At 34.6% G+C, this 21,244-nt stretch carries 19 protein-coding genes; 17 read left to right on the plus strand and 2 right to left on the minus strand.

Annotated features, from left to right (window positions below; translation table 11 throughout):
• Positions 1-6: 6 nt before the first annotated feature.
• The gene (deoR, locus tag RHO14_03725; GenBank protein ID WVD71914.1) at positions 7-765 is read left to right on the plus strand and encodes a DNA-binding transcriptional repressor DeoR; all 759 of its coding nucleotides are present in this window, start codon (positions 7-9) and stop codon (positions 763-765) included.
• Between the two features lie 68 nt (positions 766-833).
• Positions 834-2,069, plus strand: coding sequence for a phosphopentomutase (gene deoB, locus RHO14_03730; protein ID WVD71915.1), 1,236 nt, complete (start codon positions 834-836; stop codon positions 2,067-2,069).
• A 40-nt stretch (positions 2,070-2,109) separates the two neighbouring features.
• Here the strand turns inward: deoB and RHO14_03735 are convergent, their stop codons facing one another.
• On the minus strand, positions 2,110-3,168 hold the full coding sequence (locus RHO14_03735) for an FAD-binding protein (GenBank protein ID WVD71916.1): 1,059 nt from the start codon (positions 3,166-3,168) through the stop codon (positions 2,110-2,112).
• Positions 3,169-3,317: 149 nt separating this feature from the next.
• On the opposite strand from RHO14_03735, the gene prlC reads away from it, so the two are divergent.
• Positions 3,318-5,354 (plus strand): oligopeptidase A, encoded by a 2,037-nt coding sequence (gene prlC / locus RHO14_03740; GenBank protein ID WVD71917.1) that lies wholly within the window; start codon positions 3,318-3,320, stop codon positions 5,352-5,354.
• A 91-nt stretch (positions 5,355-5,445) separates the two neighbouring features.
• Positions 5,446-6,198 carry a class I SAM-dependent methyltransferase gene (locus RHO14_03745; GenBank protein ID WVD71918.1) on the plus strand — a complete coding sequence of 251 codons (753 nt, stop codon included), beginning with the start codon at positions 5,446-5,448 and terminating at the stop codon, positions 6,196-6,198.
• A 3-nt stretch (positions 6,199-6,201) separates the two neighbouring features.
• On the opposite strand, the gene RHO14_03750 is transcribed toward RHO14_03745, so the two are convergent.
• Complete coding sequence (locus tag RHO14_03750) at positions 6,202-7,401, minus strand: ROK family transcriptional regulator (protein WVD71919.1); 1,200 nt, start codon at positions 7,399-7,401, stop codon at positions 6,202-6,204.
• A gap of 271 nt (positions 7,402-7,672) precedes the next feature.
• Between RHO14_03750 and RHO14_03755 the strand changes: the two genes are divergently transcribed.
• From RHO14_03755 to murD, 13 genes are all read left to right on the plus strand, one after another.
• Positions 7,673-8,491 carry a purine-nucleoside phosphorylase gene (locus RHO14_03755; GenBank protein WVD71920.1) on the plus strand — a complete coding sequence of 273 codons (819 nt, stop codon included), beginning with the start codon at positions 7,673-7,675 and terminating at the stop codon, positions 8,489-8,491.
• A gap of 66 nt (positions 8,492-8,557) precedes the next feature.
• Positions 8,558-9,790: a nucleoside permease gene (locus RHO14_03760; GenBank protein ID WVD71921.1), complete on the plus strand. Its 1,233-nt coding sequence runs from the start codon at positions 8,558-8,560 to the stop codon at positions 9,788-9,790.
• An 87-nt stretch (positions 9,791-9,877) separates the two neighbouring features.
• Positions 9,878-10,798 (plus strand): DMT family transporter, encoded by a 921-nt coding sequence (locus tag RHO14_03765; GenBank protein ID WVD71922.1) that lies wholly within the window; start codon positions 9,878-9,880, stop codon positions 10,796-10,798.
• Between the two features lie 84 nt (positions 10,799-10,882).
• Positions 10,883-11,578 carry a 16S rRNA pseudouridine(516) synthase RsuA gene (gene rsuA / locus RHO14_03770; protein WVD71923.1) on the plus strand — a complete coding sequence of 232 codons (696 nt, stop codon included), beginning with the start codon at positions 10,883-10,885 and terminating at the stop codon, positions 11,576-11,578.
• Positions 11,579-11,583: 5 nt separating this feature from the next.
• Positions 11,584-12,108: a gamma carbonic anhydrase family protein gene (locus RHO14_03775; GenBank protein WVD71924.1), complete on the plus strand. Its 525-nt coding sequence runs from the start codon at positions 11,584-11,586 to the stop codon at positions 12,106-12,108.
• Positions 12,109-12,401: 293 nt separating this feature from the next.
• A complete protein-coding gene (gene mraZ, locus RHO14_03780; protein ID WVD71925.1) occupies positions 12,402-12,848 on the plus strand; it encodes a division/cell wall cluster transcriptional repressor MraZ in 447 nt (148 codons plus the stop codon).
• Between the two features lie 8 nt (positions 12,849-12,856).
• Positions 12,857-13,795, plus strand: coding sequence for a 16S rRNA (cytosine(1402)-N(4))-methyltransferase RsmH (rsmH, locus tag RHO14_03785; GenBank protein ID WVD71926.1), 939 nt, complete (start codon positions 12,857-12,859; stop codon positions 13,793-13,795).
• Positions 13,788-14,117, plus strand: a complete 330-nt coding sequence (gene ftsL / locus RHO14_03790; protein ID WVD71927.1) for a cell division protein FtsL — start codon at positions 13,788-13,790, stop codon at positions 14,115-14,117. Before rsmH ends, ftsL begins: the two co-directional genes overlap by 8 nt.
• Positions 14,117-15,841, plus strand: coding sequence for a peptidoglycan glycosyltransferase FtsI (gene ftsI, locus RHO14_03795; GenBank protein WVD71928.1), 1,725 nt, complete (start codon positions 14,117-14,119; stop codon positions 15,839-15,841). The genes ftsL and ftsI overlap by 1 nt, the downstream gene beginning before the upstream one ends.
• A 47-nt stretch (positions 15,842-15,888) precedes the next feature.
• Positions 15,889-17,454, plus strand: coding sequence for a UDP-N-acetylmuramoyl-L-alanyl-D-glutamate--2,6-diaminopimelate ligase (murE, locus tag RHO14_03800; protein WVD71929.1), 1,566 nt, complete (start codon positions 15,889-15,891; stop codon positions 17,452-17,454).
• A complete protein-coding gene (murF, locus tag RHO14_03805) occupies positions 17,451-18,809 on the plus strand; it encodes a UDP-N-acetylmuramoyl-tripeptide--D-alanyl-D-alanine ligase (protein WVD71930.1) in 1,359 nt (452 codons plus the stop codon). The genes murE and murF overlap by 4 nt, the downstream gene beginning before the upstream one ends.
• A gap of 3 nt (positions 18,810-18,812) precedes the next feature.
• Positions 18,813-19,895 carry a phospho-N-acetylmuramoyl-pentapeptide-transferase gene (gene mraY, locus RHO14_03810; GenBank protein ID WVD71931.1) on the plus strand — a complete coding sequence of 361 codons (1,083 nt, stop codon included), beginning with the start codon at positions 18,813-18,815 and terminating at the stop codon, positions 19,893-19,895.
• A 14-nt stretch (positions 19,896-19,909) separates the two neighbouring features.
• On the plus strand, positions 19,910-21,238 hold the full coding sequence (gene murD, locus RHO14_03815; GenBank protein ID WVD71932.1) for a UDP-N-acetylmuramoyl-L-alanine--D-glutamate ligase: 1,329 nt from the start codon (positions 19,910-19,912) through the stop codon (positions 21,236-21,238).
• The last annotated feature ends 6 nt before the right edge of the window (positions 21,239-21,244 follow it).

A 21,244-nucleotide genomic window follows, 5' to 3' on the forward strand; every position in this document is an offset into this window, starting at 1 on the left:
ATAAAAATGAGTAAACGTGAAGATCGGATAGCGCAGCTAATTGAATTATCAAATAAACATGATAATTTGCATATAAAAGACGCCGCAAAATTACTTAATGTGTCGGAAATGACAATCAGGCGAGATCTTAGTCATGCTGTTTCCTATCCTATCTACTTGCTCGGTGGGTATATTGTTTATAACAAAGAATACAATACTATTTCTCAGTATTTCATGTCAGCACAGCAGCTGCGAAATATTAGTGAAAAGAGGCATATCGGCCGTATAGCCGCAAACCTTATACAAAACAATGAGATGATTTTTTTTGATTGTGGAACGACAATTCCTTATGTTATTGAGCACATTCCCGCACAAATTTATTTTACAGGTTTATGTTATTCACTTAATGTGTTTCAAGCATTACAAAAACGCGGTAATTGTAAAATAATTCTCTGTGGTGGTATTTTTGAGAGTGATAATAGCATATTTACCTTAATTAATGAGCTATCTCCTTTAGATGTTATTTGCCCATCAAAATCATTCATTTCGGCTGCCGGAATTTCACTCAAAGGTGTGACGTGCTTTAATTTGCCTGAGGTTAGTTGGAAAATTAAGGCAATCAGCCGATCGAATACTAATGTTTTAGTTGCTGATAGTAGCAAGTTTGATGGCGTAAAATCAGCATGTTTTGCCCAATTAGCTGATTTTGATATTATTATTAGTGAACATGTTAACGACAAGTATTTAAGCTACTGTAAAAAAAATAATATTACAATTTATCAATAAATTTCAAAATTAGTTATATTATATAAACAATAATTAATTTTAATAAAAGATCATAGAGAGTGACGAGAATGAAACGTGTTTTTATTATGGTACTCGATTCCTTTGGGATCGGAGCAACACAAGATGCTGACAAATTTGGTGATGTTGGTGCTAATACTTTAGGACATATTGCCCAGTGGTGTGAAAAACATCGTAAAAATAGTGATGGTAGCCCAAATACCCTACATTTACCTAATTTAAGTAAATTAGGTCTAGGTAAAGCCGCTCAAGAATCTAGTGGTATTTTTCCTATTGGTTTAGATGAGAATGCTCAGATTATTGGTTCTTATGGTTATGCTGCTGAATTATCATCGGGTAAAGATACCCCATCGGGTCACTGGGAAATTGCAGGTGTACCGGTATTATTTGATTGGGGCTATTTTGCTGATAAGACTAATAGTTTTCCATTGGAATTATTAGATATATTAGTTAAAAAAGCCAATTTACCCGGTTATTTAGGTAATTGCCATTCATCGGGCACCGTTGTTTTAGATGAACTTGGTGAAGAACATATGAAAACGGGTAAACCTATTTTTTATACCTCAGCAGATTCTGTTTTCCAAATAGCCTGTCATGAAGATACTTTTGGTTTAGAAAAGTTGTATGAATTATGTGAGCTTGCCCGTAAAGAGCTCACTGATGGTGGATATAATATAGGTCGAGTCATTGCACGCCCATTCATTGGTAATAAAGCTGGCGAGTTTGAGCGTACGGGTAATCGTCACGATTATGCCGTTGCTCCGCCCTCTACAACGGTTTTACAAAAATTAGTTGAAGAAAAACAAGGTGAGGTTGTTTCAATTGGTAAAATTGCCGATATTTATGCTCATATTGGTATTACTAAAAAAATTAAAGCAACGGGAATTGATGAACTATTTGATGAAAGCTTAGTTGAAATAGAACAATCAAAAGATAATACAATTGTTTTTACTAATTTTGTTAATTTTGATTCAGATTTTGGCCATCGTCGGAATATTGAAGGTTATGCTCAGGCTCTTGAATTATTTGATCGCCGTTTACCTGAGATGCTAGCGTTGGTAAAAGAGGACGACATGCTAGTTATTACCGCTGATCATGGCTGTGATCCTTCATGGAGCGGAACTGATCATACTCGTGAACATATTCCCGTATTAATCTATAGCCCTAATTTACCGGCTAAAAATTTAGGGCTTTGTTCAACATTTGCCGATATTGGTCAGACGATAGCTCACTATTTTGCTACTTCGCCAATGGATTATGGTAAGCCTTTATTTAAATTTAAATAAATTTAATGGTAAAGTAATACCCATATTATTATGGGTATTACTATTTGATATTTTCAATATGAGCCACTTTACTTTTCATAATTATTTTTCGTAACAAGGGCGTCGTTAATATTTTTGCTTTAATTATTTTACTCAATAATTTGAGGCGTAATTTGATTGTTTTTTGGTAGTATGCTTTATTTGGATTTTTAGCTTCATCATTTAAAATTTGGCTTAAAATTTCTGCACTATCAAAAGCATAGCTAATTCCCTCTAATGAGCTAGCACTGATAAATCCTGCTGCTTCACCAATTAGAAAAATTTGCTCGTTACCAACATGAAAATCTCGCCAACGCTGAGGATAAATAACGTGACATTTTTCAGTTTTGATAGGTGAACCAAAAACAAAACCATTTTGTTCTAGTTTTTGTTTTAGCAGCTCAAACTTCTTATTAGCTCCCTTTTTAGGAAAGGCGCCACCAAAGATAAAGTGATTATCTTTAGAAATACTCCAAGCATAGCAATTGGTTATGTTATTATCGAAAATACAAGAATAAAAAGGAACGGGGTGTTTTTCTGTAAACCATTGTTGAATGGCGATATATTGCCGTATAGTATGAGTAGGATAACGCATTCTACGTACCATTGAATCTGCACCATCGGCGCCAACAACGTATTTAGCGGTAATCACTTTTTGTTGGTTATTTTCAATAAAAGTAATTTGATAGCCATCAATGATTCTTTCAATGTTTTTACAAAGGGTGTTGTGCTTTACATCAACATGATTTGGAATAAGTGATTTTAGCCATAAATCGAACTTATGTCGGTTAAAATTAATATAGGTTCGTTGATAATTACGAATAAGGTTCGTTTGTAAATCTAATGTTTTGACACTAAATATTTGAGGATCCGTGAGGATATCCGTTGGCAAATTAAGATTAAAACGAATAAAGGAACGCTGTGAATCGGTAGCGAGTAAACCACCACATGGCTTATTAAAACCATCAGAACCACAATCTTGTTTTTTGTCTAAAGCTACTACTTTAAATTCAGACTTTAGCAAGCGAGCTAACGTTGCGCCCGCAGGGCCAAGACCGATAATCGCAATATCATAATCCATTTTAATGACTTACTCTGGCAAGTTTATGCACTATTCTAGCTTAAGCTATGAATAAATTATAGTAGATCTTCCCTTGAATTTAGAAAATTCACGCCAATATAATACAAATGTCACGACTCACTAAATAAGCATTTAATAAAGGTATTATAATGACAAACCCATTACTAGTTAAATCAGAGCTTCCTCTCTTTGCACAAATTAAACCTGAGCATATCCTGCCCGCTGTTAAACAATCTATTGCGAGTTGCCGTGATGTGATTGAGCGGGTGGTCAAACAAGATAGTTTTACTTGGGAGAATTTGATTCAGCCAATTGATGAAGCTGATGAAAAATTTAGTCGTGTTTGGTCACCAGTGAGTCATTTAAATTCGGTTAAAAATAGTAGTGAACTTAGAGATGCCTATGAAGCTTGTTTACCTTTATTATCAGAATATAGTACTTGGGTTGGGCAACATAAAGGACTTTATTTAGCTTATAAGTCCCTAAAAGAGAGTTGTGAGTTTGGGCTTTTAACTAAAGCGCAGCAAAAATCGATAACCAATGCTTTACGTGATTTTGAGTTATCAGGTATTGGACTTGATGAGGGTAAGCAAAAACGTTATGGTGAAATCGTTGCTAAATTATCTGAGTTATCTTCTAGCTATAGTAATAATGTTTTAGATGCCACAATGGGGTGGACTAAATTAGTTACAGATGTTCAAGCATTAGCGGGCTTACCAGAAAGTGCACTTGCAGCTGCAAAAGCTCAAGCGCAAGCTAAAAGTCAAGATGGTTGGTTATTAACGTTAGATATGCCAAGTTATATTCCAGTTATGATGTATTGCGATAATCGTGAGTTACGCTATGAAATGTATTATGCCTATTCGACAAGGGCATCAGATCAAGGACCAAATGCAGGTAAATGGGATAATACTGACAATATTAAACAAATATTAGCGTTACGTCATGAACTTGCTCATATTCTTGGCTTTGATTCTTATGCTCATAAGTCTTTAGCAACTAAAATGGCTGAAAAACCAGAACAAGTTATTCGTTTTTTAACTGATTTGGCTGATAAAGCAAAACCACAAGGTGAGGAAGAACTTGCCCAATTAAAACGCTTTGCGTATGAGCATTTTGGTGCCAGTGATTTAAAACCATGGGATGTTAGCTATTATAGCGAAAAACAGAAACAGTTTTTATATACGATTAATGATGAAGAACTTCGTCCTTATTTTCCCGAAAATCGTGTTATAAGTGGATTATTTGCAGTTGTAAATGGAGTATTTGGTGTTACAGTTAAAGAACGCCAAGGTGTAGAGGTTTGGTCGCCAGAGATCCGATTTTTTGATCTTTATGATCAAAAAGGTGATTATAAAGCGAGTTTCTATCTTGATTTGTACGCAAGAGAGCATAAGCGTGGTGGTGCCTGGATGGATGATTGCATCGGGCAGATGCGATTTGCTGATGGTCATTTACAAAAACCTGTTGCGTACTTAACTTGTAACTTTAATCGCCCTATAGGCGATAAACCTGCTTTATTTACACATGATGAAGTTACAACACTGTTTCATGAGTTCGGTCATGGGCTACACCATATGTTAACGAAAATTGAGACTGCATCAGTTTCTGGTATTAATGGTGTTGCATGGGACGCTGTTGAGCTACCTAGTCAATTTTTAGAAAACTGGTGTTGGGAGCCTGAGGCATTAGCCTTTATTTCGGGTCATTATCAAACAGGTGAAACGTTACCTAAAGATATGTTAGATAAAATGCTTGATGCCAAAAATTACCAAGCTGCTCTTTTTATTTTACGTCAACTAGAATTCGGTTTATTTGATTTTCGTTTACATTATGAGTATTCTTCAGTTAAAGGTGCTTTAATTCTTGAGACATTACAGCAAGTAAGAGAAAAAGTAGCCGTGACACCAACCGCACAATGGGGACGATTCCCACATGCTTTTAGCCACATTTTTGCTGGCGGCTATGCAGCGGGTTATTACAGTTACTTATGGGCGGAAGTTTTATCTGCTGATGCGTTTTCTCGTTTTGAAGAAGAGGGCATTTTTAATATTAAAACGGGTAATGACTTTTTAGACCATATTTTATCTCAAGGCGGTAGTGATGAACCCATGACACTATTTAAAAATTTCCGAGGACGAGAGCCTCAGTTAGAAGCAATGTTACGTCATTACGGTATTAAGTAATCATACTTATTGTCAATATTAAATACGCACCAATATAGTATTGGTGCTTTTTTTTGTTTGTATTACAATCAAAGATATAACGATATCGTAATTGGAAAGTTACCCTCTCATTGTTGGTTATGGAAGTAAAATGGATTTAGTCGAACAAGCAAATCATTGGATTAATGAACAAAACCTTAATACTGTATTTCGGTTGTCTATTATTAATGGCAATTTACAGTTGATTAAGCTAGATGAACCAAAGTTAGGCGGCATTTATGTTGATTTTGTTTCAGGTACAATGGCTCATCGTCGTCAATTTGGTGGTGGACGTGGCGAGGCTGTTGCAAAAGCTATCGGTATTAAAGGGGATTATTTACCCAATGTGATTGATGCTACTGCAGGCCTTGGACGTGATGCTTTTGTCTTAGCTGCAATTGGTTGCCGCGTTACAATGTTTGAACGCCATCCTGTAGTTGCAGCCTTACTTTATGATGGTTTAAATCGTGCTTACCAAGATCCAGAAATGGCTGATTGGTTACCGCAACGCTTATCTTTAATGCATAATAATAGTTTAGAAAAATTGTCAAAAGTCACCGATAAACCTGATGTGGTTTATCTTGACCCAATGTTTCCTCATCGGCAAAAAAGCGCTTTGGTCAAGAAAGAAATGCGTGTTTTTCAGCTGCTCGTTGGCGGTGATGATGATGCTGATTTATTATTAGATCTATCTCGAAGTATTGCTCGCAAACGTGTGGTGGTTAAGCGTCCAAGTTATGCTCAGTTTATGGCAGAACAAAAACCAGTTTCATCTATAAAAACTAAAAATCATCGTTTTGATATTTATGGGCCACTTGTTACATAGACTTTATTTTAACCATTGCTCTAAAATCATTGCTCCAGCACCTTGTGATACAATATCGTAAGACGCGGATGCTGGATAAATTTTTGTATTAAGTTGTGGGTAATTATTGAGTTTTTCTTCGATATTTTTTTTAATTATTTTAAAAAATGAACTTTTAGGCACAAGTGTACCACCACAAATAACCGTATCGGGCTGGAATGTTAAAATTAAATTGAATAATCCTATACTGTAATCATGTGCGGCTTGTTCTAGCACAGAAATGGCGAGTAGGTCATTTTGCTCGAATGCTTTAAATATTATGTGGTAATCTATCTCTTTAATTGAGCTTACCCACTGATTTATAATTGAGTTTTCCCCATTTTTTATTTTTTTTATAATCTGTTTTTTTAATGCGGGTAATGCACAATATTGTTGTAAGCAGCCTCGAGAACCACATGAACAAAGGCGACCTTTTTTCTCAATTATCATATGCCCAAAACTCCCTGTCATATTAGCTTGCGTTAATGGGAGCGCACTATCAATAATTGCACTACTACGAATTTCTATATCACAGCTTGTAAATACAAAACGTTTACTGCAATTTGTATAATGTAATTTATGTTCGGCAATTGCAGCGAAATTTGTTCCACTGCCAAGCTTGAGATAGATCGGCAGGTGATTATTGAGATAATTTTTTATATTAGTAATGTCATGGGTATCATTTTTTTTATTTAAATCAGGTTGGTTAAGCAAGTCATCACTGGATATGCCAATCCCTAAAATGTTATCGGCGGATAGCTGGTTATTGGCTAAAATTTTATGGATGTTATCGATGATGAGATCTAAAAGATTGAGATTGATTTTATTATCATTCGTTTTTAGTTTTATTTTATCTATGATTGATAATTCAATGTTCATTAATAAAATAGTTGAAAATATTCCGGTAATTTCTATACCAATTAAATAACCAATAGTTAGATTAACACGATATAAAATAGGCCGTCTTCCTCCTGTTGATTTACCAAGTTGGTTTGCTAGGATTAGATTATTTTGTACTAATTCATCTAATAATCTTGCGCAAGTAGCCGGCTTAATATGTGTTTTATCAATTATTTTATCTACCGATATTAAACCTTCTCGCAAGATCTCTTTATAGATCTTTTTTAAATTTTTTGCTTTGTGATTTTCTGCTAAGAAGAATTCTTTTAATATCAGATTATTCAATGTGCTCTCCCTGTTTGAATATAAAATAATATTATTAATTATCATTTTATAATTTATATCACATCCCAAGCCTTTATCTTATTTAGTTTAATGTACCATGGCGTTTCATAAAAAGAGTATCATTGAGTTCTCATTTTGTCATCTAGTTGTTATTATAAGGCTATTTTTGAGAGCTTTTTCTCAAGTTGATAAAAAGATCACAGATTTGTAAAACTATTTTTGTCATACTCATTAGTATAAATTTAATATTTTTTAAATAGGGAAATTCATCATGCATAAAACAATTGATATTCAATCTGCTGTTAGTTATATCGAAAACCTTACTAGTAAGAAGCCAACCATTGGTATTATTTTAGGCTCAGGTTTAGGGGCTTTTGCTGATACGTTACAAAATGCAGTGCATATCCCTTATGATGATATTCCATATTTTGCAAAATCAGCTGCAGTTGGTCATGCAAATGAATTAGTCATTGGTGATATTGCGGGCAAAACGATTGTCGCAATGAAAGGGCGTTTTCATTATTATGAGGGGTTTTCTCTTGACCAAGTCACATTCCCTGTACGTGTAATGAAAATGCTTGGTGTAGAAAAACTGATTATTACTAATGCTTGTGGTGCAGTAAATACCAATTTTGCACCAGGTGATTTAATGCTTATTACGGATCATATTAATTTAACAGCTAATAACCCACTTATGGGGCCGAATAATTCTGAATTAGGTGTTCGTTTCCTTGATGTTAGTGAAGTATATAGTAAAAAATTAAGAGGCATTGTATCAGATGTCGCTAAAGGCTTAGGTATTACTTTACAGCAAGGCGTTTATGCATGGTGGACAGGGCCTACTTATGAAACGCCTGCTGAGATTAGAATGATTCGTACATTAGGCGCAGATGCAGTTGGTATGTCAACGGTACCTGAAGCATTAATTGCTCGTCATTCGGGGATTGAGACCATTGGAATTTCATGCTTAACTAATATGGCATGCGGCATTTTAGATCAACCATTAAGTCATGATGAAGTCATCGAAACCGCTGAAAGAGTGAAGTCAACTTTCTTGAAATTAATTACTGAAACCATCGCTAAATTCTAATTATAATTTTCAGATTTTGATATCTCTTCCTAAAAGAGGAGATATCCTTTTCAAGGAGAAGCCATAATGAATATCAAGTTTCGTTTGAAAACGATGTTATTCTTGCAGTATTTTATTTGGGGAAGTTGGCTAATTACATTTGGCGCCTATATGATGCAAACGCTAAATTTTTCAGGCACTGATGTTGGCCTAGTTTTTAGCTCTAAAGGATTTGCAGCTCTTATTATGCCAAGTATTATTGGTATTATTGCCGATAAGTTTGTACCTGCAAAATATCTTTATATGTTATGCCATTCTATTGGTTGTATCTCCTTTTTTTATGCTGCATCAATTAATGATCCTACTATTATGTTTTGGGTCATGTTTATTAATATGTTTGCTTTTATGCCCACACTTTCTTTATCTAATTCAATTAGCTATTCTTGTTTGGAAAAGAATAATTTAGACTCAGTCGATAATTTTCCTAAGATTAGGATTTTTGGGACTATTGGTTTTGTTGTCGCAATGTGGGGAATTAGTCTATTAAAATATGAACTGAGCAACATGCAGCTGTATATTGCATCGGCAGCATCCTTATTATTAGTTGTATATTCATCAACGTTACCTTATATGCCTGTTGTTAAAAAAACAGATATAACTTGGCAAGCTCGTTTTGGTTTAGATGCTTTTGTTTTATTTAAAAAGCCCTCAATGTTAGTTTTTTTCCTTTTTGCTATGTTACTTGGTGCTGTGCTACAAGTTACCAATATCTTTGGCAGCCCATTTATACATGATTTTGTAAAAATAAAGCAATTTGAACATAGCTTAGTTGTACAATATCCGTCTATTTTGCTCTCGGTATCACAGCTTGCTGAAATTGGCTTTATTTTAGCTATTCCATTCTTTTTAAGAAAATTTGGTATAAAAGCAGTTATGCTCATGAGCATGGTTGCCTGGACATTACGCTTTGGGCTATTTGCTTTTGGTGATCCCTCTCCGATTGGTTTTACTTTACTACTACTCTCAATGATTGTTTATGGCTGTGCCTTCGATTTTTTCAATATCTCTGGTTCTATTTTTATTGAAAAAGAAGTTAGCCCAAATATTAGAGCGAGTGCCCAGGGGCTATTTATGACAGCAGTTAATGGTTTTGGTGCATATATTGGCGCAATTGCTAGTGGTAAAATCGTCGATATTTATACTACAGCAGATATTAGAGACTGGCACTCTATATGGTTAATTTTCGCTGCATATTCAATGCTATTAGCGATTATTTTCTATTTTACATTTAATTATAAAAGCACAGAAAAAGCATTATAACCCTAGATTGGTGAGAGATATTAAAACCTTTCACCAATCTATACAATATGTTGGTTTTAATATACCCAAATAATATAGAGATATTATATGAAAGAGCGGTTTATTGGTGGTCTTCTCGTTTTGCTAGGTGCATGTAGTTTTGGTGTGTTGTCGTCTATTGTAAAAACTGCTTATAAAGCAGGTTATTCGTTAGGAGAAGTTACTGGAGTACAAAGCTTTTTTGGTATGATAATTCTATGGGGCCTTTATTTGGTTTATAAATTTTTTAGTAAGAAAAAAGTAATAGTAAACACTCGTTCATTTAATGGTAATTATCAATTATGGCGTGTTTGTTTAGCTGGATTTTGCCCAGGCTTAGTCGGTATTTTTTATTATCAATGTGTACAACTTATTCCCGCCTCAATAGCGATTGTTTTATTGATGCAGTATCTTTGGATTAGCGTTATCATTGATTGTTTTGTGTTTAGGAATAGGCCAACTTTATTTCAAATTCTAGTTGTTTTTATTATTATAATCGGCAGTTGCTTGGCCGCAGGTATTTTTAATCAACATATTTCATTAAATTTAAAAGGGTGCTTTTTTGGCATTTTGGCCGCCATAACGTATTCTTTATTTATTACAATGAGCAGTCGAGTCGGTAATCACTTACCTAAATTGAAGAAAAGTGCATTAATGATAACTGGTGCATGCTTTATCACATTTATTATTTTTCCACCTACTTTTTTATTTGAATTAACTCTTGATGATAAATTGTATCAATGGGGATTGATGCTAGCACTATTAGGAACCGTATTACCACCATTACTATTTTCAATAGGGATCCCTAAAGTTGGTATTTCATTTAGTGCAATTTTATCAGCGGCCGAGCTACCCGTTGCAGTTATTGCATCTTACTTTTATTTAAAAGAATTAATTCATTATAATCAATGGATCGGCGTTGCCTTAATTTTGGTTGCAATAATTATCCCCAATCTTAAACATCTAAGAGGTGATTTAAAAACTAAATAGGCAATTTTAATTAATAAAAAAGTATTGATTAAATAATTTTTCCTTTAGAATAATCATTATGTATTACTTTTGAAGTTAGTTTTTATGCGATTAGATAAATTTCTTTCCCACCATTTAGGTATTAGCCGTAGCCTTGTTAATAAAGAGTTAAAGGCTTCCTACGTAACTGTTGATGATCAAGTTATTAAATCAGGCTCTTACCAAATTGGAGCTGATCAGGTTATCAAATATCAAGATACTATTATTGAGCGTGTTGATAGTAAACGTTACTTTATGCTTCACAAGCCACAAGGTTATGTTTGTTCAACAGATGACCCTGATTATCCAACTATTGCTTATTTTATTGATGAGCCTATGGCTGAAAAACTACATGCAGCAGGGCGCTTAGATCTAGATACAACCGGTCTTGTTTTGTTAACTGATGATGGTCAATGGTCACATCGAATCACATCACCAAAACACCATTGCGAAAAAACATATTTAGTCACTGTTGCAGAACCTTTATCCTCAGATTTAATTGATACTTTTGCCAAGGGTATTTTACTTAAAGGCGAAAAAGAGCTAACGAGACCTGCTAAACTTAATATTATTGATCCACTAAATGCCAGTTTAACTATTAGTGAAGGGCGTTATCATCAAGTAAAAAGAATGTTTGCTGCCGCAGGTAATCATGTCGTTGCACTACATCGACAGCAAATAGGCGCTATTGATTTAGACATTGCAGAGGGCGAGTATCGACCATTAACAGAGGCCGAAATTAATTCTATTAATTTGAGGTAGTGATCATGATTTATCGTTTAGGGGATTTGATCCCCGATATTCAAGCCGCATTATATATTGCACCCTCTGCGACAGTTATTGGTGATGTCTCCTTAGAAAAAAATGTAACAGTTTGGCCTTCGGCTGTATTACGCGGGGATATCTGTCAAATTATTATGGGTGAAAATAGTAATATACAAGATAATGCGACGATTCACACCGATTTTGAGTTACCATGTAAAATTGGTCGCAATGTTTCAATAGGGCACAATGCCGTTTTGCACAGTTGTTTTATTGATGATAATGTTATTATTGGTATGGGAAGTATTATACTTAATAATAGTCGAATTGCTAAAAACTGTATTGTTGGTGCAGGCTCTTTAGTCACACAAAAACTATCTTACGAAGAAGGCTGCTTGATATTAGGTTCCCCAGCAAAAGTTATTCGTAAATTGACGGATAACGAGTTAAATAGTATTCAGATTAATGCTGAGCACTACTGTGAAAATGGCTTAAGGTATAAAAATACTTTACAAAGTATTGATACTTAATAGTCTGTATTTATCCAGATAAAATGATATTTCGTTTATTTGGATAAATTAAATTGGCATATCCTTTCTTTTTTTTCGGCAGTTACTAAACTAATCACCAATTCAATAAGATCCCCTCAATTCCTTATTCTATCAAATATACTAGATAAATAACCAGTGTAAAAAAATAGTGAAAGGTCTATCATTATCGACGTTTTTGTGGTAAAAAGTGGTAAAAAGTGGAATAAAAACAAAATTATTTATAACCATTTGATTTTATTTGATTTTAAATTTATGGTAAATAGGGTTTAATCGTGTTTAGTGGTGCAATTTCAATCAACTTAGACAGCAAAGGACGTTTAGCGATCCCAACTCGTTATCGTGAATTATTGTCTGAAGGATTAGTTTGTACTATAGGCTTACACCATTCTTGTTTAATGCTTTATCCGATTGCGCAGTGGCATCAAATTGAACAAAAACTTGCTAAATTATCGTCAATGATTGAGGTCGAAAGACGTATTGCAAGATTATTGCTTGGCCATGCAACGGAATGTTTAATGGATAATGCTGGTCGAATCTTGCTTCCGATGACTTTAAGACAATATGCCAAATTAGATAAAAGTATTATGTTTGTCGGACAGTCAAATAAATTTGAGATTTGGGATGAAACAATCTGGCACGAACAGATTGCTGAAGATATTGCTGCAATTCCCGCGGATATTGGTGAATTGTCTGACAATCTAAAAAATTTAACAATTTAGTGGTAAAAATGAATTATCAACATAAAACAGTATTATTACATGAAGCGATAGATGCACTTGCGATAAAAAGCGACGGTATTTATGTTGATGGTACTTTTGGCCGAGGCGGTCATTCTCGATTAATACTGGAAAAACTAGGACCAAATGGTCGGTTAATCGCAATTGATCGTGATCCTAAAGCAATACAAGAAGCTAGCTCAATTGATGATCCCCGTTTTGCCTTTATTCACGGTGAGTTTTCTAATGTAAAACACTATATTGAAGAATTAGACCTATTAGGAAAAATTGATGGATTTTTATTAGATTTAGGTGTGTCTTCTCCACAATTAGATGATCCTGAACGTGGTTTTTCATTTATGCGTGATGGTCCATTAGATATGAGAATGGATTTAACTAAGGGCATCTCTGCAAGTGAATGGTTAATGGAAAGTAATGAAGAGGATATTGCTTGGGTTCTAAAAACATTTGGTGAGGAACGATTTTCTAAAAGAATCGCTCGAGCAATTGTCACTCAAAATCAGCAGTCTCCTTTGACCCGCACATTAGAACTTGCAACGTTAATTAGTAATGCAAGTCCTGTTAAAGAACGACATAAACATCCTGCTACTCGAAGTTTTCAAGCTATTCGAATCTACATCAATAGCGAGCTTGAGGAAGTAGAACACGCTTTAAAAGCTAGCCTTGAGATATTAGTAAATAAGGGGCGATTAGCAGTTATCAGTTTTCACTCTTTAGAAGATCGCATTGTTAAGCAGTTTATGACAAAACAAAGTAAAGGGCCGGATATTCCTAAAGGATTGCCTTTAACAGAAGAACAGATAAAAAAATACGGAGTTTGTTCATTAAAGTTATTAGGTAAAACAAAGCCATCTAAGGATGAAATTGATATCAATCCCCGGTCTCGCAGTGCCATGTTACGTATTGCTGAGCGGATAAAAGATGAGTAGCTGTGCTAAAAATCGTTTTAGTTTAGTTAAATTGATTATTAGTGATTTATTTAAAAGTCAAAAGTTATCGTTATTATTAGTTGGTTTAATTGTTGTTTCAGCTATTTCTATATTATGGACTACACAGCAAACAAGAAAACAGCTTTTTATTCAAGAACAGTTGATTTTAGAGCGAGATGTATTTGAAAGTGAATGGCGGAATTTGATTATAGAAGAAAATGTATTAGCCGATCCTAAGCGGATAGAACAAAGTGTAAATAAACTAGGTATGGAACATGTATTACCTAAAAATGAGACAGTAATTGTTATAAAGAATCGATAATGAAAGTAGCGAAGAAAAAAATAATAGAAAATAAATTTTTTGCTAAATGGCGATTCTATGTCGTTTATGGCTTTATTTTTGCGGCTGTTTTAGGTTTAGTTTTAAAACTAGCATTATTACAATTAGTCGATCCTGAGCGGTTAATTACAGAAGGTGATAAACGCTCTATTCGTTATCAAAATGTTGGTGTACCTCGAGCGATGATTGTTGACCGTAATGGTAGAGCTTTAGCAGTTAGTGTACCAATGTATGATGTTTGGAGTGATCCTAAAGTTATTTTGCAATCAGGCTCAGTAGATGTAAATGACTTAAAGTGGCAAGAATTAGCGAAGAGTTTATCGATACCAATAGCGACATTAGAGCAGAAATTGACACAAAAATCATTACGTTTTGTCTATCTAGCTAAGCAAATTACACCGACTAATGCGGAATATTTAAAAAAATTAAAGTTACCCGGTGTATATTTTGAAAAAACATCAAAGCGCTATTATCCAGTTGGTGAAAGTACAGCCCAATTAATAGGCTTAACTAATGTTGATAAAAATATTGAGAGCGGCACTGAAGGTATTGAGAAAAGTTCTAATGACTGGTTAATTGGCGAGTCGGGACAGCGAGTGGTTCGGCGAGATCGATTTGGCCGTGTGATAGAAGAATTAGAAAGAGTGGATGGTGAAGTTGCTGCTGATTTAGTATTAAGTATTGATGAACGCTTGCAATCATTAGTTTATAAAGAATTAGCTCAAGCGGTTGAATTCAATAAAGCTGATAGTGGGACTGCGGTTTTAGTTGATATTAGGACGGGCGAAATTTTGGCGATGGCAACCAATCCATCATATAACCCAAATAACCGTTCGCAAATTGATGCAAGTTTATTGAGAAATCGGGCGATTACTGATGCTTTTGAACCTGGTTCAACCGTAAAACCATTAGTTGTAATGGCAGCACTAGAACAAAAAATTGTTGATTTAAATACTATTATTGATACTAGACCATTTTATGTTAATCGATATGAGGTAAAAGATGTTTCATATCAAAAATCACTTAACTTGGCCGGGATTTTAGAAAAATCGAGTAATGTTGGCGTGAGTAAATTAGCGCTGCAAATGAAGCCTTCAGAGCTCGTTCAGTTTTATGCGCGTTTTGGATTAGGGCAGTCAACTGGATTAGGTATTGGTGGTGAATCTAGCGGTAAAATAGCTGCTAACAGGACTCGTTGGTCTGACATAGAAAGGGCTACATTTTCATTTGGTTATGGTTTAATGGTGACTCCTCTGCAATTAGCGAGAGCTTATGCAACAATTGGGAGTTACGGTATTTATAGACCAGTTTCAATATTAAAGGTTAATGAACCGGTAAAAGGTCAACGTGTTGTAGATGAAAAAATAGCTAAAACAGTGCTGAAATTAATGGAAGCGGTTGCTATTAGTGGTGGTGGTACAAAAGCCTCTGTGCCTGGTTATAGTGTCGGTGTAAAAACTGGGACAGCTAAAAAATTAGGCCCTAGTGGAAAATACATTAACCAATATATTGCGTACACAGCAGGTATTGCACCAGCAACTAAACCAAGATATTCATTAGTTGTTATTATCGATAACCCTAAATCTGGACAATATTATGGCGGCACCGTTTCTGCTCCTGTATTTAGTCGTATTATGGGTGGCGTACTTAGAATCATGAATATTGAACCAGATAAAGAATTGGATAATCAAATGATTATCTACTAAATAAAATTGATATAGATTAAAGCTCAAATTATTGAGGATAGGATGAAATGGCTAATTATAATTTAAAAAAGCTAGTTAATTATTTTGGTGTATTGCCACAATACATCGATACATTAACATCCTATCCATTCATCGATCAAAATATTACCCGTCTTCAATTAGATAGTCGTCAAATTATGGCAGGTGATCTATTTATTGCCTTGAAAGGACAGAGCTCCGATGGACGTGATTTTATTGAGAAATCTATCAAAGCTGGGGCTATTGCTGTTTTAGCTGACGCAGAGCTTGCCGAGCATGATAAGACATTAACCTATCATTTAGTCGATGGTAAAAAAATACTTCAAATTAATATTTACCAGTTGGCTAATAAAATATCTGCATTTGCTAATACATTTTATGATAACCCTTCAGAAAAAATGAATGTTGTTGGTATAACTGGTACAAATGGTAAAACGACGGTAAGTCAAATTATTGCGCAGTGGGCGACATTGATTGGTGAAAAAAGCGCGATTATTGGCACTATTGGCAACGGGATTTATGGTCACCTTAGGCCGTCGGTAAATACAACTCCATCATCGGTAGATATTCAATCACATCTTGCTGATTTTCTAACGCAAAGTGTAACAATCGTTGCGATGGAAGTTTCATCTCATGGACTGGCTTTGGGGCGAGTAAGTGATGTCACATTTTCTGCTAGTTTATTCACTAATTTGAGCCGTGATCATTTAGATTTTCACTATACAATGGATAATTATAATAAGGCAAAATGGTCATTATTTTCACCATTAAATGATGAGCTTGCAGTCAAAAGTTCGGGTAAACGCGTTATTAATTTTGACGATAATGTTGGCTTATCATGGATTAATCAATTAGATGATGTTGTTGTTGTAACTTGTATTCCAGATAATTTAACTAAAGTTCAGGCTTTAGGAAAACGCTATATTGCCGTATCTTCAGTAAGCTACCATGACCAAGGTGCATCAATTATTTTTGAAAGCAGTTTTGGTACTGGTATTTTGCAAAGTCGATTATTTGGGGCGTTTAATGTTTCCAATTTGTTATTAGCATTTGCAGCTTTACTGTCATTAAATTACTCTTTTTCAGCTTTAGTTAATAGCGCTGGGGCTTTATTACCGATTAATGGTCGAATGGAGATATTTACCGTTAAGGGAAAACCAACCGTAATTGTTGATTATGCTCATACGCCTGATGCCCTCGATAAAGCTTTAATCGCGGCAAGTACGCATTGTAACGGTAAATTATGGGTTATTTTTGGTTGTGGTGGTGATCGTGATAGAGGTAAACGCCCTTTAATGGCACAAGTCGCTCAGTCCCATACTAATAATATTATTATCACTAATGATAACCCGAGGACGGAAAACGAAGATTTAATTATTAACGACATAGTTAATGGATTTATTGAGTTTGATAATATCAAAATTATCAAAGATAGAACGAGCGCAATACAGTGGGCAATCGAGCATGCTAATTATGAAACGGATATTATTCTTGTTGCAGGTAAAGGGCATGAGGATTATCAAATTATAGGTAATACTAAACATTATTATTCAGATCGAGAAACCGTCAGTCACTTTTTAGGGACAACCATATGATTGCACTTTCAATTAGACAGTTACAACAAATTGTTGATGGCAAGTTGATAGCGATTAAAGATGAAAATACTTTAATTAATGACATATCTACAGACTCGAGAAACATTATTAGCGATTCATTATTTATCGCTTTAGTGGGGAATATATTTGATGGACATAGTTTTGCTAAACAAGCCATAGTGTTAGGTGCGATTGTGGTGTTGGTTAATCATAAGATTGATGATAAGACGCCTCAAATTATTGTTAAAGATACTCATCAAGCATTAGGTCAAATTGCCGCTTGGGTTAGAAGTCAATCAAAAGCAAAAGTTGTCGCACTAACAGGCTCTTCTGGCAAAACATCAGTAAAAGAGATGGCTGCGGCAATTTTATCTCTATGTGGTAAAACCCTTTTTACCAATGGGAATTTTAATAATGATATTGGTGTCCCTTTAACTTTATTTAGACTGACATCTCAAGATGAGTTTGCTGTTATTGAGCTTGGTGCAAATCATATAGGTGAAATAGCGTATACGACTAAAATCGTTAAGCCACAAAGTGCGTTGATTAATAATATATCACAAGCTCATCTTGAGGGATTTGGCTCATTAGATGGCGTTGCTAAAGCTAAAAGTGAAATATTTTTAGGGTTATCTAAAGAAGGGGTTGCTATTATCAATTTGGATAACTATCGACAAGAATGGTTAGACAATTTGAAAGACCAAAAAATGTATACTTTTTCGTTACAACAGATAAATGCTGATTTTTATGCCAGTGCAATCTTTGAAGGTATTATAACTAAATTTACGTTACATACGCCAATTGGCGAGGTAAATATTAATTTGCCCTTACTCGGATTGCATAATATATCAAATGCGATAGCAGCTTCTGTTTTAGCAATATCTGTAGGTGCGGGTTTAAAACAAGTTAAAGCTGGCCTCGAATCTGTTTTACCAGTTAAAGGGCGACTTTATCCAATTTGGCTTAATGATAAGCAGCTAATTTTAGATGACTCGTATAATGCAAATGTTGGATCGATGACTGCTGCAATCAATGTTTTAGCTAAACAAAAAGGCTATAAAGTCCTTGTTGTAGGGGATATGGCTGAATTAGGTAAAAATTCTGAAAAACTTCATCAACAAGTTGGCGAAACAGCTAAAATAGCCAGCTTAGATTGTGTTGTCAGTGTTGGCAAAAACAGCGCTTTAATTAGCCAGTTTAGCTCTGTTGGTTATCATTTCAATGATAAAGATACGGCAACAATATTTTTAAAAAATTTATTAAAAGAAAAAGGCGATGCGACACTTTTAGTTAAAGGTTCGCGTAGTGCAAAAATGGAAGAAATTATTAATAGTCTTAGTGATCATCAGGATTAAATTATGTTATTTTGGGCGTTTAGTTTATTAGTAAAGTATGAGACATTTTTTAATGTCTTTACGTCGCTTACTGTAAGGGCTATTTTGGCTTTGTTTACAGCCTTAATCATTTCGCTTGCGATGGGGCAAAAAGTTATTGATTGGCTACAAAAATTGCAGATAGGCCAAGTTGTACGTAATGATGGACCTGAGAGCCACTTAAGCAAAAAAGGAACTCCTACGATGGGGGGAACTTTAATATTGTCATCGATTACTATTTCAGTATTGCTATGGGCAAATCTGACAAACCCTTATGTCTGGACTGCATTATTTGTATTAATAGGTTATGGCATTGTTGGTTTTGTTGATGATTATTTAAAAGTTGTTCGTAAAAATACGGCAGGTTTAGTCGCTAGATGGAAATATTTTTGGCAATCAGTTATCGCTTTAATTGTTGCTTTTGGATTATATATTTATGGTAAAGACACTGAAGTTACTGCTTTAGTTGTCCCTTTTTTTAAAGACGTTGTTCCTCAGCTAGGATTATTTTTTGTTCTATTAGCTTATTTTGTTGTTGTTGGTGCCGGTAATGCGGTTAATTTAACTGATGGCTTAGATGGGCTTGCTATTATGCCAACAATATTTGTTGCTGGTGGATTTGCTTTAGTTGCTTGGGCAACTGGTAATGTCTCTTTTGCTAAAGAATTAGATATTCCTTATATCCAATATAGCGGTGAATTAATGATTGTTTGCATGGCAATTGTTGGTGCTGGGCTTGGCTTTTTATGGTTTAACACATATCCTGCAATGGTTTTTATGGGGGATGTTGGTTCATTAGCTTTAGGTGGTGTACTTGGCGTTATCTCCGTTTTATTAAGGCAAGAATTCTTATTACTGATAATGGGTGGAATTTTTGTTATTGAAACATTATCGGTTATTTTACAAGTTGGATCATTTAAATTACGGGGTAAACGAATATTTCGTATGGCACCAATTCATCATCATTATGAATTAAAAGGTTGGCCTGAACCAAGAGTTATAGTCAGATTTTGGATTATCTCATTAATGTTAGTCTTAATTGGACTACTTACATTGAAGCTACGGTAAATAAAGGATTGACAATGACTAATTATCAAGGAAAAAATATCGTTATTATCGGACTTGGCATCACCGGTTTGTCATGTGTCGATTATTTCCTTGCTAAAAATGTTATTCCTAAAGTAATTGATACTAGGCTTAAACCAAGTGGAATTGAGCAACTTGATAACCGCGTTTTATGTCATACAGGTAGTTTGAATCTAAAATGGATTCTAGCTGCTGATCTAATTGTTGTTAGTCCTGGTATTGCTTTATCAGCGCCAGAACTAGTAAAAGCACAACAGTGTGGCATTGAAATTGTCGGAGATATTGAGTTATTTTGTCGAGAAATCAATCAATTAAATAATAAGAAAGTAGCCGCTATCACCGGTGCTAATGGTAAAACTACCGTAACAAGTTTAGTTGGTAATATTATTCTATCTTCAGGAATTAAAGTTGGTGTAGGAGGGAATATTGGTAAGCCTGCATTAACGCTTTTAAATGAAAATTATGACATTTTTGTTTTAGAGTTATCTAGCTTTCAACTAGAAACTACTTATAGCTTACAGGCGAGTGCTGCAACTATCTTAAATATTTCAGAAGATCATATGGATCGTTATCCTGATGGTATCATGCAATATACTGCAGCTAAACAAAAAATTTACGCCAATTCAAAAAATTGTATTATTAATCATGATGATAAGTTAACTTATCCATCTAAGGTAGACGCTAATACCAAGTGTATTGAATTTGGTTTATTGCAAGGACAATATCATCTAGATAAAGATTATCAGCATTTAATCGCCAATGATAATGCTGTTTTAGACGTAAAAAAAATGCATTTATTTGGCATTCATAATTACTTAAATGCGTTGGCCGCATTAGCGATAAGTGATGCCTTAGCTATTGATAGAGCAATTAGTTTAGAAGCTATCAAAAATTTTAAAGGATTACCTCATCGCTTTGAACTCATTTTAGATCGTAATGGCGTTAAATGGATCAATGATTCTAAAGCAACAAATATAGGTAGTACTGAAGCTGCCTTAAAGAGTATAACTTGTGATGGTACACTTCATCTTTTATTAGGTGGAGATGGCAAATCTGCTGATTTTTCACCTTTGATCCCTTACTTAGCAAAACAAAAAAACATCCAGATTTATTGCTTTGGTCACGATAGAGATCAGCTATCGATGTTAAGGCCCGATGTAACAACTAAGCTAACAACAATGAAAGAGGCGATAGTTGAGATTACCCAACGTTTAAAAAAACATGATGTTGTATTGTTATCGCCAGCTTGTGCAAGTTTAGATCAATTTAAAAATTATATTGAACGTGGTGATGTATTTATTTCCCTAGCCAAGGAGCTTGGCTAATGCGTT

The sequence above is a fragment of the Orbaceae bacterium lpD04 genome (genome assembly GCA_036251935.1).
GTDB lineage: Bacteria > Pseudomonadota > Gammaproteobacteria > Enterobacterales > Orbaceae > Orbus > Orbus wheelerorum.